This is a genomic window from Streptomyces sp. NPDC021080, from assembly GCF_044333225.1.
In the GTDB taxonomy this organism is placed as follows: domain Bacteria; phylum Actinomycetota; class Actinomycetes; order Streptomycetales; family Streptomycetaceae; genus Streptomyces.
This window is the reverse complement of record NZ_JBIRQM010000004.1, coordinates 445,887-459,577: the sequence shown is the minus strand read 5'-3', so window position 1 is coordinate 459,577 and position 13,691 is coordinate 445,887. Positions and strand designations below refer to the sequence as shown.

Here is a 13,691-nt window from a genome sequence, read left to right as displayed (position 1 = left end):
AGTGCATGGCCATGACGAAGACCGTCGACCACTGGATCGGTGGCAAGTCCGTCGAGGGGGCGTCGGGTGCGTACGGGCCGGTCACCGACCCGGCGACCGGAGCCGTGACCACGAGGGTCGCGTTCGCGAGTGTCGAGGAGGTCGACGCCGCGGTCGCCGCCGCGAAGGACGCGTACGCCACCTGGGGGACGTCGTCGCTGGCCAAGCGCACCACGATCCTGTTCAAGTTCCGCGCGCTGCTCGACGCCCACCGCGACGAGATCGCCGCCCTGGTCACCGCCGAGCACGGCAAGGTGCACTCGGACGCGCTCGGTGAGGTCGCCCGCGGTCTGGAGATCGTCGAGCTGGCCTGCGGGATCACGACGCAGCTCAAGGGCGAGCTGTCGACCGAGGTGGCCTCCCGGGTCGACGTGTCCTCGATCCGTCAGTCGCTGGGTGTCGTCGCGGGCATCACACCGTTCAACTTCCCGGCGATGGTCCCGATGTGGATGTTCCCCATCGCCATCGCCTGCGGCAACACCTTCGTCCTCAAGCCGTCGGAGAAGGACCCGTCGGCCGCCATGAAGCTCGCCGAGCTGCTGGCCGAGGCCGGTCTGCCCGACGGTGTCTTCAACGTCGTGCACGGCGACAAGGTGGCCGTCGACCGCCTCCTGGAGCACCCGGACGTCAAGGCGGTGTCCTTCGTCGGCTCGACCCCGATCGCCCGCTACATCCACACCACCGCCGCCGCGAACCACAAGCGCGTCCAGGCCCTGGGCGGCGCCAAGAACCACATGCTGGTCCTGCCGGACGCCGACCTGGACGCCGCGGCCGACGCCGCCGTCTCGGCCGCGTACGGCTCGGCCGGCGAGCGCTGCATGGCGATCTCCGCGGTCGTGGCGGTCGGCTCCGTCGGCGACGAGCTGGTGGCCAAGATCCGCGAGCGCGCCGAGAAGATCAAGATCGGTCCGGGCGACGACCCGGCCTCCGAGATGGGCCCGCTCATCACGGCCGTCCACCGCGACAAGGTGGCCTCCTACGTGAAGGGCGCCGCCGACCAGGGCTGCGAGGTCGTCCTCGACGGCACGGGCTACACGGTCGAGGGCTACGAGGACGGCCACTGGATCGGCCTCTCGCTCCTGGACCGCGTGCCGGTGACGGCGGACGCGTACAAGGACGAGATCTTCGGCCCGGTGCTGTGCGTGCTGCGCGTGGACACCTACGAGGAGGGCGTGGCGCTGATCAACGCGTCCCCCTTCGGCAACGGCACCGCGATCTTCACCCGGGACGGCGGCGCCGCCCGCCGCTTCCAGCTGGAGATCGAGGCGGGCATGGTCGGCGTGAACGTGCCGATCCCGGTGCCGGTGGGCTACCACTCCTTCGGCGGCTGGAAGGACTCCCTCTTCGGGGACCACCACATCTACGGCAACGACGGCACGCACTTCTACACCCGCGGCAAGGTCGTCACCACCCGCTGGCCGGACCCGTCCGAGGCCCCCGCGGGCGTCGACCTGGGCTTCCCGCGCAACCACTGAGGCCCGCCCGCACCACCTCCTGACCCACCCCGTTAAGCCGTCCGTTATGCGGACGGCTTAACGTTTTTTTGACGCCCCCGCAACGATTCCCGTTCATCGGGATCAACCGGGTGATGTAGGTCACTGATTGATATGACCTTCGAAAGCAAGGTCAATCTTCAGTAGCTCCTGATGATTGCAACATGATGGCTTCACCGCCTGGGAAAACAATGTGATGTGCGTCGCTCTGCTCTTGCGGATTCCGTAGGTAAACGGCTATTGACGCAACGGTTTCCGTCAAGGTTCCATCGGCGCGGGAGCGGACGAGAAAGAAGTACGACGCGAGCCGCCGGAGGCGATATCGCTCCCGCCCGAACCTCTGATGCACGAGTTGATCGGAACCGTTTCATGACCGACACGCTCCGCCCCGTCGAGACCGCCGTCCTGGACGCCGCCCCAACGGCGACCGGGAACCCGAAGACGCTCAAGCGTTCCATCGGCGTCGTCGGCGGCACCCTGCTGACGCTGTCCTGCGTGACCCCGGCCTCGACGCTCTTCGTGGTCATACCCGATCTCTTCGGCTCGCTCGGCACCGCGACCGCCCTCACGATCGCGATCGGCTCGCTGCTCTGTATCGCCGTGGCGTTCTGCTACTCGGAGCTGGGCACCCTCATCCCCAGCGCGGGCGGCGAGTACGCCATGGTCTCGACCATGGCCGGACGCCTCGCGGGCTGGCTCGTCTTCGTGATGTCGCTGCTGGTGGTCATGATCGTCCCGCCGGTGATCGCCATCGGCACCGCCGACTACCTCGCCCCCGTGGTGCACCTCGACCCGGCGATGACCGGCGCGGGCGTGATGCTCCTCGCCACCGTCGCCGGCCTGCTCGACCTGCGCGCCAACGCCTGGATCACCGGCATCTTCCTGGTCCTGGAGGTCATCGCGGCCGGTGTCGTGGCCCTGCTGGGCTTCACCCACGCCCACCGCGGCCTCGGCAGCCTCACCTCGATGCAGGTCGCAGGCACCGGCGCGCACACCGACCCCGTGACGGCCATGCTCGTCATCTCCGGGCTCGCCATCGCCCTCTTCGCCACCCAGGGCTTCTCGACCGCCGTCTACCTCTCCGAGGAGCTGGAGAACCCGCGGCGCAACGTCGCCCGCACGGTGCTGGCCACCCTCGCCATCTCCACCGTCGTCATCCTGGTCCCGGTCGTCGCCATCACCATGGGCGCCTCCGACGTCACGGAGCTCACCGGCGGCGACATCAGCAGCATGGTCACCGCCTGGTCCAACTCGGCCGTCGGCACGTTCGTCAGCCTCTGCGTCGCCCTCGCGATCATCAACGCGGGCATCGTCATGGTCATCCAGAACTCGCGCGTCCTGTTCGCCTCGGCCCGTGACAAGGCGTGGCCCGAGCCGGTCAACAACGGCCTGTCCAAGCTCGGCCGGTTCGGCTCCCCCTGGGTCGCCACCCTGCTGGTGGGCGTCCCCGGCGCCGCCCTCTGCTTCGTCAACCTCGACACCCTGTACGGCGTCACGGGCGTGTCGGTGACCGCCATGTACCTGCTCGTCGCCGTCGCCGCCCTGCTCGCCCGCCGCGGCCACCACAAGCACACCCCGGCCTGGCGGATGCCGCTGTGGCCCGCGATGCCGATCCTGCTGATCGTCGTCCTCGCCTACGTCCTCACCCAGCAGGAGACGCAGTACCTGCTGTGGACCGGCGGCATCACCGCCGTCGCCACCCTGTACTGGGCCTTCTACCTGCGCCCCCGCCGCGACACCCGCTGGCTGGTGTCGATCCCGGAGGACGCGCAGGCGTAACCGGAGCGGCACGCCGCCCGGCTCCCTCCCGCAGGGCCCGCCCCCTCACGAGGGCCTCAGCCGAAGTCCCACGTCATCACCGTGCACGACCCGTCGTCCTTGCCACCCGCACTGCGGTACGTGGCGAGGGCGACGTCGTTTCCGGTGTCCACACCGACCCACATCCCGTAGCAGCCGCGTTCCCGGGCCAGGGCGGCGAGCTCACGGACCAGCGCCCGCCCGACGCCACGCCGCCGGAACGGCTCCGCCACGGCCAGCTCGTACAGGAACATCTCGGTGCCCTTGTCGGGGTGGACCGTCTCGACACCGCTGACGAAGCCGACCGGCACCTCGCCCTCGTAGGCCAGGAACAGATGATGCCCCTGCGCCCGAAGGAACCGCCGCGCCCACTCGGGACGCACGGGAGCGTCGAAGAGGTACTCGGCGGCGGTCAGTTCCAGGGCCGTGGCGGCGCGGCGCAGCTCCATGGCCCGTTCGTACCACGGACGCGGTACACGCGGCCCCGGCCGTACTTCCCCGGGAGGGCCGCCGGTTCAACCCGGCGGCTGTCCCGGTCGCCGGCGGGCGCCCGTACCGTTGAGCCATGGATCTTCGACTGCCCCGGCCGCGCGGGCCGCGCCGGGGGCAACCCGCCGCCGGCACGACGGCGCGAGCCCGCGGGAGATGGGCGGCCGCCGCGGCGGCCCTCGTGGTGCTCGCCGGCGCGGGCACCTGGACGGCCGTCGCCTCCGACGACGCCGCGCCCGCCGTGCACCGCGCCGACCGTGTCATGGCCATGGGCGGCGGGGTGCGGCTCGACACCTCGTACTTCACCGCGGGCCCCACCTCGCGGCGCCGCCCCGCCGTCCTGCTCGCGCACGGCTTCGGCGGCAGCAAGGCCGACGTACGCGGCGAGGCGGAGAGACTCGCCCGCGACGGCTACGCGGTGCTGACCTGGTCGGCCCGCGGCTTCGGCAGGTCCACCGGCCGCATCGGGCTGAACGACCCCAAGGCCGAGGTCGCCGACGTCTCCCGGCTCGTCGACTGGCTCGCCCGGCGCCCCGAGGTCCGGCTCGACAAGAGCGGCGACCCCCGCGTCGGCGTGGCGGGCGCCTCGTACGGCGGGGCCATTTCCCTGCTGGCCGCCGCGAACGACCCGCGCGTCGACGCCATCGCCCCCTCGATCACGTACTGGAACCTCGCGGACGCCCTGTTCCCGAACGGCGTGTTCAAGAAGCTCTGGGCCGGCATCTTCATCAACTCCGGCGGCGGCTGCGCCCGCTTCGAACCCGAGCTGTGCGCCATGTACGACCGGGTCGCGGAGTCCGGGAAGCCGGACGCGGCAGCGGTGAAGCTGCTCCAGGAGCGCAGCCCCTCCGCCGTCGGCGACCGCATCAAGGTCCCCACCCTCATCACCCAGGGCCAGTCCGACTCCCTCTTCCCGCTCGGCCAGGCCGACGCGATGGCCAAGGCGATCAAGGCCAACGGAGCGCCCGTCGACGTCGACTGGATCGCGGGCGGACACGACGGCGGCGACATGGAGAGCGACCGCGTCACCTCCCGCGTCGTCTCCTGGTTCGACCGCTACCTGAAGGACGACAAGGGCGCCGCCACCGGCCCCGCCTTCCGTGTCACCCGCACCGGAGGCGTCGACTCCACCGACGGCGCCGCCCTGCTGCGCGGCGCGAGTTCGGACACCTACCCCGGACTGGACAGCGGCCGCCACACCGTCGCGCTGACCGGACCCGAGCAGCGCTTCCAGAACCCGGCGGGCGCCAGTCCCCCCTCCGTCTCGGCCCTGCCGGGACTCGGCGGCTCCGGCGGCCTCGCCCAGCTCTCCGGTCTCGGCGTCGGCATCTCCCTGGACTTCCCCGGCCAGTACGCCCGCTTCGAGTCCGCACCCTTCCGGGACGACCTGCGGATCACCGGCTCGCCGACCGTCACCGCGCACGTCCGCTCCAGCACCGACGACGCCGTCCTCTTCGCGAAGGTGTACGACGTCGGCCCCGGCGGCACCCAACAGGTACTGCCCTCCCAGCTGGTCACCCCCCTCCGCGTCGAGGGCGCCAAGAGCGGCAAGGACGTGTCCCTGACCCTTCCCGCCATCGACCACGCGGTCCAGAAGGGCCACCGGCTGCGCCTGGTCCTCTCCTCGACCGACCTCGGCTACGCCTCCCCGGCGGCCCCGGCCACGTACACCGTGTCGCTGAAGAGCGCCCTCCAGGTGCCCACCGCCCCCGCGGTGAAGACCGCCGCCGCGCCGCTGCCCTCCTGGGTGTGGTGGCTGCCGCTCGCCGGAGCGCTCGCCGCCCTGGCCCTGCTGCTGACCGGCCGCCGCCGCACGAGCGCCCCCGCGCCCGACCCCGAACGGGCCGACGTCCCGCTCCAGATCACCGGCCTGAGCAAGCGCTACGCCAAGTCCGCCGACCGGTACGCGGTACGGGACCTGTCGTTCCGCGTGGAGAAGGGCCAGGTCCTCGGCCTGCTCGGGCCCAACGGCGCGGGCAAGACCACCACCCTGCGCATGCTCATGGGCCTCATCACCCCCGACGACGGCGAGATCCACGTCTTCGGACACGCGATCCGCCCCGGCGCGCCGGTCCTCTCCCGCGTCGGAGCGTTCGTCGAGGGCGCGGGTTTCCTCCCGCACCTGACCGGCCGCGAGAACCTGGAGCTGTACTGGCGGGCCACCGGCCGTCCCTCCGAGGACGCCCACATGGAGGAGGCCCTGGAGATCGCCGGACTCGGCGACGCCCTCGCCCGCGCGGTGCGCACCTACTCCCAGGGCATGCGCCAGCGCCTCGCCATCGCCCAGGCCATGCTCGGCCTCCCGGACCTGCTGATCCTGGACGAACCGACCAACGGCCTCGACCCGCCGCAGATCCGCGAGATGCGCCAGGTGATGATCCGCTACGCCGCCGCGGGCCGCACGGTCATCGTCTCCAGCCATCTCCTCGCCGAGGTCGAGCAGTCCTGCACCCACCTCGTGGTCATGGACCGCGGCCGGCTCGTCCAGGCAGGACCGGTGTCCGAGATCATCGGCTCCGGCGACACCCTGCTCGTCGGCACCGGGGCACCCGTCGACGCGCCGGTTGTGGAGAAGGTGGGCGCGCTGCCGGGCGTGCTCTCGGCCGTCGCGACCGAGGACGGACTCCTCGTCCGCCTCGACCCCGGCGGCAGCGCGCAACGCCTGGTCGTGGAACTCGTACGCCTCGAAGTACCGGTGGCGTCCGTGGGACCCCACCGCCGTCTGGAAGACGCGTTCCTCACCCTGATCGGAGGCTCCGCATGAGCACGCTCCTCGAGCGGACCGGGACGGCGGACGGGTACCGGGCGCGCCGCACCCTGCCGCTGCGCGTCGAGCTCGTCCGCCAGCTCAAACGCCGCCGCACCCTGGTGATGGGCGCGGTCCTCGCGGCCCTGCCCTTCGTCCTGCTCGTCGCCTTCGCGATCGGCGGGCAGCCCGGCGGGCGCAACGGCCGGATCACCCTGATGGACACGGCCACCGCGTCCGGAGCCAACTTCGCCGCGGTGAACCTGTTCGTGTCGGCGGGCTTCCTCCTGGTGATCCCGGTCGCGCTGTTCTGCGGCGACACCGTCGCCTCCGAGGCGAGCTGGTCCTCGCTGCGCTATCTGCTGGCGGCCCCCGTGCCCAGGGCCCGGCTGCTGTGGTCCAAGCTCACCGTCGCGCTCGGTCTCAGCCTCGCGGCGATGGTCCTGCTGCCGGTCGTCGCGCTGGCCGTGGGCACCGCCGCCTACGGCTGGGGCCCCCTGGAGATCCCCACCGGCGGCGCGCTCTCCGCCGGCACCGCCACCCAGCGGCTGCTCGCGGTGATCGCGTACATCTTCGTGTCCCAACTGGTCACCGCGGGGCTGGCGTTCTGGCTGTCCACGAAGACGGACGCGCCGCTCGGCGCGGTCGGCGGCGCGGTCGGCCTGACCATCGTGGGCAACGTCCTGGACGCGGTCACCGCCCTCGGCCACTGGCGCGACTTCCTGCCCGCGCACTGGCAGTTCGCCTGGGCCGACGCCATCCAGCCGACACCGGAATGGAGCGGGATGGTCCAGGGAGCCGCGATCTCGGTGACGTACGCGCTCGTCCTGTTCGCCCTGGCCTTCCGCGGCTTCCGGCGCAAGGACATCGTGTCGTAAGAAGGTGCTCCGGGAGCTGCCGTCCGGACCGGCGCGGAACCGGACCGGTCCGCACGGCACACCCCGGTCTCCGGAAGGTCACCCACCGGTCTCGGCGGCTCCTCGCCGTGGCCGCTTCGCAATCCTTCCGCAACGCATCCGAGCGCACATCACGGCCCCCTCGGCCGTCACAGTCACACAGGTCGGCCCACACAAGGGCCGTACGCCGAGGGGGTACTGATGGGGAAGAACCACATACGGATGGCGGCCGGAGCGGGCCGTCCACGCGGCGGCGCGCGGACGGCGATCCGCCGGAGGCAGGCCGGCGCGCTGCTCGCCCCGCTGATCGCGGGCGCGCTGCTGCTCACCGGATGCAGCGCGGGCAGCGGCAGCAACTCCTCCGACGGGGCGGACAAGTCCGGCCGCCGCAGCCTCCCGCTGCCTGCCCCCGCACGGCCGACCGGCGGCGCGGCCGAGGGCGACAAGCAGGGCGAGCAGTCGGACGCCCCCGAAGCCACGCCGTCGCCCGACTACCTCTCCACCTTCGCCCTCGACGTCGACACCGCGTCGTACGGCTACGCCCGCCGCACCCTCGCCGACGGCCGTGTCCCCGACCCCGCGACGATCCGCCCCGAGGAGTTCGTCAACAGCTTCCGCCAGGACTACCGGCGCCCCGACGGCAACGGTTTCTCGGTCTCCGTCGACGGAGCCCGTACGGACGACGGACGCTGGTCCCTCGTCCGGGTCGGGCTCGCCACCCGGCCCGCCGACAGCGAGCGCGAACGCCCGCCCGCCGCCCTCACCTTCGTCATCGACATCTCGGGCTCCATGTCCGAACCCGGCCGCCTCGACCTGGCCCGGGAATCCCTCGACGTGATGACCGACCGGCTGCGCGACGACGACTCGATCGCCCTGGTCACCTTCAGCGACGAGGCCGAGACCGTGCTGCCCATGACCCGGCTCGGCGACCACCGGGCCCGCGTCCACCGGGCGATCGACGGCCTGGAGCCGACCGACTCGACCAACCTCGGCGCGGGCGTGCGGACCGGGTACGCGACCGCCGTCCACGGGCTGCGCGAGGGGGCCACCAACCGGGTCGTCCTCATCTCCGACGGCCTCGCCAACACCGGTGACACGGACGCGGACACCATCCTCGAACGGATCTCCTCCGCCCGCCGCGAGCACGGCATCACCCTCTTCGGCGTCGGCGTCGGCAGCGACTACGGAGACGCCCTCATGGAGCGCCTCGCCGACAAGGGCGACGGCCACACGACGTACGTCTCCGGCCGCGACGACGCCCTCACCGTGTTCTGCGACCAGCTCCCGCAGAACATCGACCTCACCGCACGCGACGCCAAGGCGCAGGTCGCCTTCGACCCCGAGACGGTCGAACAGTTCCGGCTGATCGGCTACGACGACCGGAAGGTCGCCGACCAGGACTTCCGCGACGACAAGGTGGACGGCGGCGAGGTGGGCCCCGGACACACGGTCACCGCCCTCTACGCCGTCCGCACCCGCCCCGGGGCCTCCGGCCATCTGGCCACCGCGACCGTCCGCTGGCTCGACCCCGGCACCCGCGCCCCGCACGAGGAGTCCGGCAGCCTGGAGACCGGCGACCTGCGCGACGGCGTCTGGACCTCGCCGTACTCCTTCCAGGTCACCGCCGTGGCCGCCTACTTCGCCGACGACCTGCGCGCCGGCGACGCCCGCTGGAACTCCCTGCCCGGTGTCCCGCCCCTGGCGGAACTCGCCACGAAGGCCCGCACCCTGGCGAACGAGACCGAGGACAAGGACGTCTCGGCGCTCGCCACCGCCATCGGCCGGGCCCGCGAACTGGACATCTGCGCCGACGACTGCGCGACCCGTTGAATTCTCCTTACGCGCGGGTAAGTTGACCCGGCGGCACGAACCCCGCGACCGGGAGCTGTGATGGGCGTACGCAAGGATCTGCGACGGGCGAAGCGGCACGCGGACCTGGCGGGCCGCAGCCGGGTGGAACTGGTCAGGGACGGGAACGGTACGGTCCGCGAGGCGCGGGCCGCCGCCCTGGTGCCGGTACCCGCCGCCGGCAGCACGGCCGACCTGCCCTTCACCAACGCGGCCGAGGCCCCCGGCGCCGTCGTGCTGCGGCGGCCGGGTGCCGGCGGCTGGACGCCGGTGACAGCGGCCGCCTTCGCCCGCGAGGTCACCGACACGGCCAAGGGGCTGATCGCGGCGGGCCTCGAACCGGGCGGCCGGGTCGCGGTGATGTCCCGTACGCGTTACGAGTGGACGGTCCTCGACTTCGCCGTCTGGGCGGCCGGCGGCCAGACCGTCCCGGTCTACGCGACCTCCTCCGCCGAACAGGTGGAGTGGATCGTCCGCGACTCGGGCGCCCGCTTCGTGATCGTCGAGAACCCGGCGAACGCGGAGACCGTCTCCACCGGCGTCGCCCGCCACCCCGAACCCCCGCGCGTCTGGCAGCTCGACGCGGGGGCCCTCGCCGAACTCGCCTCCCTGGGCCGGGACATCACCGACAAGGAGGTCGCCGAGCGCCGCGCCGCGCTCACCCCCGGGACGGTCGCGACGATCTGCTACACCTCCGGAACCACCGGCCGGCCCAAGGGCTGCGTCCTCACCCACGCCAACCTCCACGCCGAGGCCGCCAACACGGTCGAGCTGCTGCACCCGGTCTTCCGGCAGGTCACCGGCCGGACCGCGTCGACGATCCTCTTCCTCCCGCTCGCCCACATCATGGGCCGCACCCTGCAGATCGCCTGCCTCATGGCCCGGATCGAGCTGGGCCACTGCCCGAGCATCAAGCCGGACGAACTCCGGCCCGCGCTGCGGGAGTTCCGGCCCACGTTCCTGGTCGGTGTCCCGTACCTCTTCGAGAAGATCCACGCCACCGGACGCGCGACCGCCGAGAAGACAGGCCGGGCCGCCTCCTTCGACCGCGCCCACCGCGTCGGCGTGCGCTTCGGGGAGGCGTACCTGAACCGGTTCCTCGGGACGGGCAAGGGTCCCGGACCCGGCCTGTACGCGGCCTGGGCGCTGTACGACCTGCTGGTCTACCGCCGTATCCGCAAGGAACTCGGCGGCCGCGCGCACTACGCCATCAGCGGCGGCGCCCCGCTCGACCGCGACCTCGGCCTGTTCTTCCACGCCGCCGGAATCATCGTCTACGAGGGCTACGGCCTGACCGAGACGACCGCCGCCGCCACCGTGGTCCCGCCGCTCGGGCCCCGCCCGGGAACGGTCGGCCTGCCGGTCCCGGGAACCTCCGTCCGTATCGCCGACGACGGAGAGGTGCTGATCAAGGGCGGTGTCGTCTTCGGCGCCTACTGGAACGACCCGGCGGCCACCGACGCCGTCCTGACCGGCGGCTGGTTCGCCACCGGCGACCTCGGCGCGCTCGACCGGGACGGCTATCTCACCATCACCGGCCGCAAGAAGGACATCCTCGTCACGGCGGGCGGCAAGAACGTCTCGCCCGCCGTCCTGGAGGACCGGCTGCGCAGCCGCACGCCCGTCGGACAGTGTCTCGTCGTCGGCGACAACCGCCCGTTCGTCGCGGCCCTGATCACCCTCGACGCCGAGGCGGTCGCCCACTGGCTCGCCGTCCGCGGACTTTCCGCGGACACCCTGCTCGCGGAGGTCGTCCGCGATCCCCGGATGCGCGCGGATGTCCAGAAGGCCGTGGACCACGCCAACGCCGCGGTCTCCCGGGCCGAGTCCATTCGCGCGTTCGCCCTGGTGGAAGGCGAGTTCACCGAGGACAACGGCCTGCTCACCCCGTCCCTGAAGGTGCGCAGGCACGCGGTGACGACGGCGTACGCGGCCGAGATCGAGGCGCTGTACGGGAGCTGAACCGTCCCTCCTGCCGGCCGCCGCGGAACTCCCGCTCCGGACACGGGAACGGCGGGCCGCTCCGAAGAGCGGCGTGCCGCCCGGGACCCGGGCCGCACGCCGTTTCGAGGCGGGCGGTCCGGGCAGGCGGTCCGGGCCCTGCCGCGCTTTCTCGGCGTATATATGAATTCCATTTCTGTCGTGTTGACATTCCCGTTCCAGGTGAAATGCCTCTTCTTCGGGAGGGGCGTTTCACCTGCCGTGAAGCTTCCGTGCCGATTCCGGGCAGGGCGATTCGAGTGAATTCCCCGTGGGCGTACGTTCCGCAGTTTCTTCGGCGGTCCGTCCCTCGTTCACAGACTGCAGGTCATGATGCGAGCCGCCCAAGTCGTGCTCGCTCGGTCTCGGCCGACAAAGCGGCATGACCGCAGAGAAGGGAAAGCACGTGAAGCTCAGGAAGAGCACTTCCGTCGCCGTCGGCGCGATCATGGCTCTGGGCATGGCCGCCCCGGCTTTCGCGGACTCGGGCGCCAAGGGCGTCGCCACCCACTCTCCCGGTGTCCTCTCGGGCAATGTGATCCAGGTGCCGATCCACATTCCCGTCAACGTGTGCGGCAACTCGATCGACGTGATCGCTCTGCTGAACCCGGCGATCGGCAACCGCTGCGCCAACCACTGACGATCCGGCACTTCAGCCGCCTCCGGCTGTGCCAAGGCCGGCCTCGGACCGCCTCACGGACCCCAGGCCGGCTCCTCACTTCTCCCAGCAGGAAGACAAAAAAGAGTGCGACAGAACCTGAGTAGGGGAGTGGTCCTGGCCGCGGCTGCGACAGGCATCATGTCCCTGTACGCCAGTCCGGCCTTCGCGGACTCCCATGCGACCGCGACCACTTCGGACTCACCCGGCGTGGCGTCGGGAAACAACGTCCAGGTTCCGGTGAACGTGCCGCTGAACGTCTGCGGCAACACGGTCGACGTCATCGCCGCCCTCAACCCGGCGTTCGGCAACTCCTGTGCCAACGGCCCGGTTTCGCAGGGCCGGCACGCGGCGCCGCACCACTCCGTCCAGCACGACGCCGGCCCCGCGCGCCACCGGGGACCGGACGCCGGCCACGGCGGCACCGACCAGACGCGCGGCCTCGGCGATCTCGCCGGTGGCCTCGGTGACCTCGCCGGTGGTCACAGCGGTGAGTACGGCGGTCACCCGGGCGCTGGCCAGGGCGGCTACGGCGGTGAACACCGTGGCTACGGCGACTCGGGGTACGGCGACTCCCGGCAGGCCCACCCCGGTCACATGCGTGCGGGGCACGGCGACTCGGGTGTCCACCAAGGCGGTTGGAGCGGCTCCTCGTCGTACGGCCAGGCGCAGGGTTCGCCCGGTGTCCTGTCGGGCGACCAGGCCGGGGTTCCGGTGGACGTCCCGGTCGAGCTCTGCGGCAACTCCCTGGACGTGGTCGGTCTGCTGAACTCCGCGCTCGGCAACGAGTGCGGCCACCACCACGCGCCGGAGGTCCACAGGAGCACCCCGCACCACTGCACTCCTCCGCACACGCCCCCGCGGGCGGTTCCGCAGCCGCCGAAGAAGCACACCCCGCACACGCCCGTCGTGTACACCCCGCCCGTGAAGGTCCACGAGCAGCCCCCGGCCCCGCCCTCGCTGGCGGAGACCGGCAGCGAGGGAATGATCGCCAACGCCGCGATCAGCGCCGTCCTGCTGGCGGGCGGCACCCTGCTCTACCGGCGCAGCCGGGCCGCGTCCCGTCCGTGACGCCCCGCTCCGGGTGCCGCTCGCGTCCTCGCGTCCGGCACCCGGAGCCGGTCCGCGCGCCCGTTCGACGCGGCGTGCGACCGGACCCGGGCCGCCTGCCGAACCGGCGCGCGGCCCGTTTCGGCGCCCGGCGCCGAGTCCCGGGCCCGATCCCCGCCGGCGGCCGTCCGCGGCTGCAGGGATCCGGCCGCCGCCCGGCCCCGCGCGCAGCCGCCGCCACACACCGCGCACCGGCGTGTCCGCCGTGAAGCCGGCACCGTGCACGCAGCGCAGGGCAGGGCAGGGCCGAAGGCGGAGGCGGTGACCAGCCCGCCAGGAAGAGCCCCGGCACCGACGGCTCGAAGTCCCGTCCGGTCCGCAGGGAACCGCCCGGCAGCGCCGCCGGCCCCGCGCACAGCTCGTCGTCCAGCAGCCCGAGGCGTTCGCGCCGGGTCCTGAACCCCGTGGCCGCGATGACATGCCCGATCTCCGGACAGGCCGGTGTGCCGTCCCGGGCCGTGCACCGGTGCCCGAGCCGTGGGCCGACGCGACCTCACGCCCCGGCAACACCTCGACCGTCCCTTCCCCACGGTCGCGTACCCACCAGGCACCTGCCGGGCCCGGCGCACCGGCCGTGATCCGTACCCGGGTGGCTTCCGGGAGCCCGCGGAAGAGGCCGGACGCCCACGGCTCCG

General features: G+C 72.3%; 9 protein-coding genes. 8 read left to right on the top strand and 1 reads right to left on the bottom strand.

Features of this window, described 5'->3' with window-relative positions; all coding sequences use genetic code 11:
- Positions 1 to 11: 11 nt before the first annotated feature.
- The gene (gene mmsA / locus ACH4S8_RS12725; protein WP_398392905.1) at positions 12 to 1,514 is read left to right on the top strand and encodes a CoA-acylating methylmalonate-semialdehyde dehydrogenase; all 1,503 of its coding nucleotides are present in this window, start codon (positions 12 to 14) and stop codon (positions 1,512 to 1,514) included.
- Positions 1,515 to 1,901: 387 nt separating this feature from the next.
- Positions 1,902 to 3,311, top strand: coding sequence for an APC family permease (locus ACH4S8_RS12720; protein ID WP_398392903.1), 1,410 nt, complete (start codon positions 1,902 to 1,904; stop codon positions 3,309 to 3,311).
- A gap of 56 nt (positions 3,312 to 3,367) precedes the next feature.
- Here the strand turns inward: ACH4S8_RS12720 and ACH4S8_RS12715 are convergent, their stop codons facing one another.
- A complete protein-coding gene (locus tag ACH4S8_RS12715) occupies positions 3,368 to 3,778 on the bottom strand; it encodes a GNAT family N-acetyltransferase (protein ID WP_398392901.1) in 411 nt (136 codons plus the stop codon).
- A 116-nt stretch (positions 3,779 to 3,894) separates the two neighbouring features.
- On the opposite strand from ACH4S8_RS12715, the gene ACH4S8_RS12710 reads away from it, so the two are divergent.
- From ACH4S8_RS12710 to ACH4S8_RS12685, 6 genes are all read left to right on the top strand, one after another.
- On the top strand, positions 3,895 to 6,582 hold the full coding sequence (locus ACH4S8_RS12710; protein ID WP_398392899.1) for an alpha/beta fold hydrolase: 2,688 nt from the start codon (positions 3,895 to 3,897) through the stop codon (positions 6,580 to 6,582).
- Complete coding sequence (locus ACH4S8_RS12705; RefSeq protein ID WP_398392897.1) at positions 6,579 to 7,442, top strand: ABC transporter permease; 864 nt, start codon at positions 6,579 to 6,581, stop codon at positions 7,440 to 7,442. Before ACH4S8_RS12710 ends, ACH4S8_RS12705 begins: the two co-directional genes overlap by 4 nt.
- A gap of 240 nt (positions 7,443 to 7,682) precedes the next feature.
- Positions 7,683 to 9,290: a von Willebrand factor type A domain-containing protein gene (locus tag ACH4S8_RS12700; protein ID WP_398393176.1), complete on the top strand. Its 1,608-nt coding sequence runs from the start codon at positions 7,683 to 7,685 to the stop codon at positions 9,288 to 9,290.
- 60 nt (positions 9,291 to 9,350) lie between these two features.
- Entirely contained in the window at positions 9,351 to 11,270 is a 1,920-nt protein-coding gene (locus tag ACH4S8_RS12695) for an AMP-dependent synthetase/ligase (RefSeq protein WP_398392895.1), read from the top strand.
- A gap of 400 nt (positions 11,271 to 11,670) precedes the next feature.
- A complete protein-coding gene (locus ACH4S8_RS12690; RefSeq protein ID WP_398392893.1) occupies positions 11,671 to 11,928 on the top strand; it encodes a chaplin in 258 nt (85 codons plus the stop codon).
- Positions 11,929 to 12,156: 228 nt separating this feature from the next.
- Positions 12,157 to 13,017 carry a chaplin gene (locus ACH4S8_RS12685; protein ID WP_398392891.1) on the top strand — a complete coding sequence of 287 codons (861 nt, stop codon included), beginning with the start codon at positions 12,157 to 12,159 and terminating at the stop codon, positions 13,015 to 13,017.
- Positions 13,018 to 13,691 lie beyond the last annotated feature (674 nt).

Bases quoted from the DNA above. Each gene is read 5' to 3' on its own strand.
- ACH4S8_RS12720 (WP_398392903.1), top strand. From the start codon at position 1,902: ATGACCGACACGCTCCGCCCCGTCGAGACCGCCGTCCTGGACGCCGCC.
- ACH4S8_RS12715 (WP_398392901.1), bottom strand. From the start codon at position 3,778: ATGGAGCTGCGCCGCGCCGCCACGGCCCTGGAACTGACCGCCGCCGAG.
- ACH4S8_RS12695 (WP_398392895.1), top strand. From the start codon at position 9,351: ATGGGCGTACGCAAGGATCTGCGACGGGCGAAGCGGCACGCGGACCTG.
- ACH4S8_RS12710 (WP_398392899.1), top strand. From the start codon at position 3,895: ATGGATCTTCGACTGCCCCGGCCGCGCGGGCCGCGCCGGGGGCAACCC.
- ACH4S8_RS12700 (WP_398393176.1), top strand. From the start codon at position 7,683: ATGGCGGCCGGAGCGGGCCGTCCACGCGGCGGCGCGCGGACGGCGATC.
- ACH4S8_RS12690 (WP_398392893.1), top strand. From the start codon at position 11,671: ATGACCGCAGAGAAGGGAAAGCACGTGAAGCTCAGGAAGAGCACTTCC.
- ACH4S8_RS12705 (WP_398392897.1), top strand. From the start codon at position 6,579: ATGAGCACGCTCCTCGAGCGGACCGGGACGGCGGACGGGTACCGGGCG.
- mmsA (WP_398392905.1), top strand. From the start codon at position 12: ATGACGAAGACCGTCGACCACTGGATCGGTGGCAAGTCCGTCGAGGGG.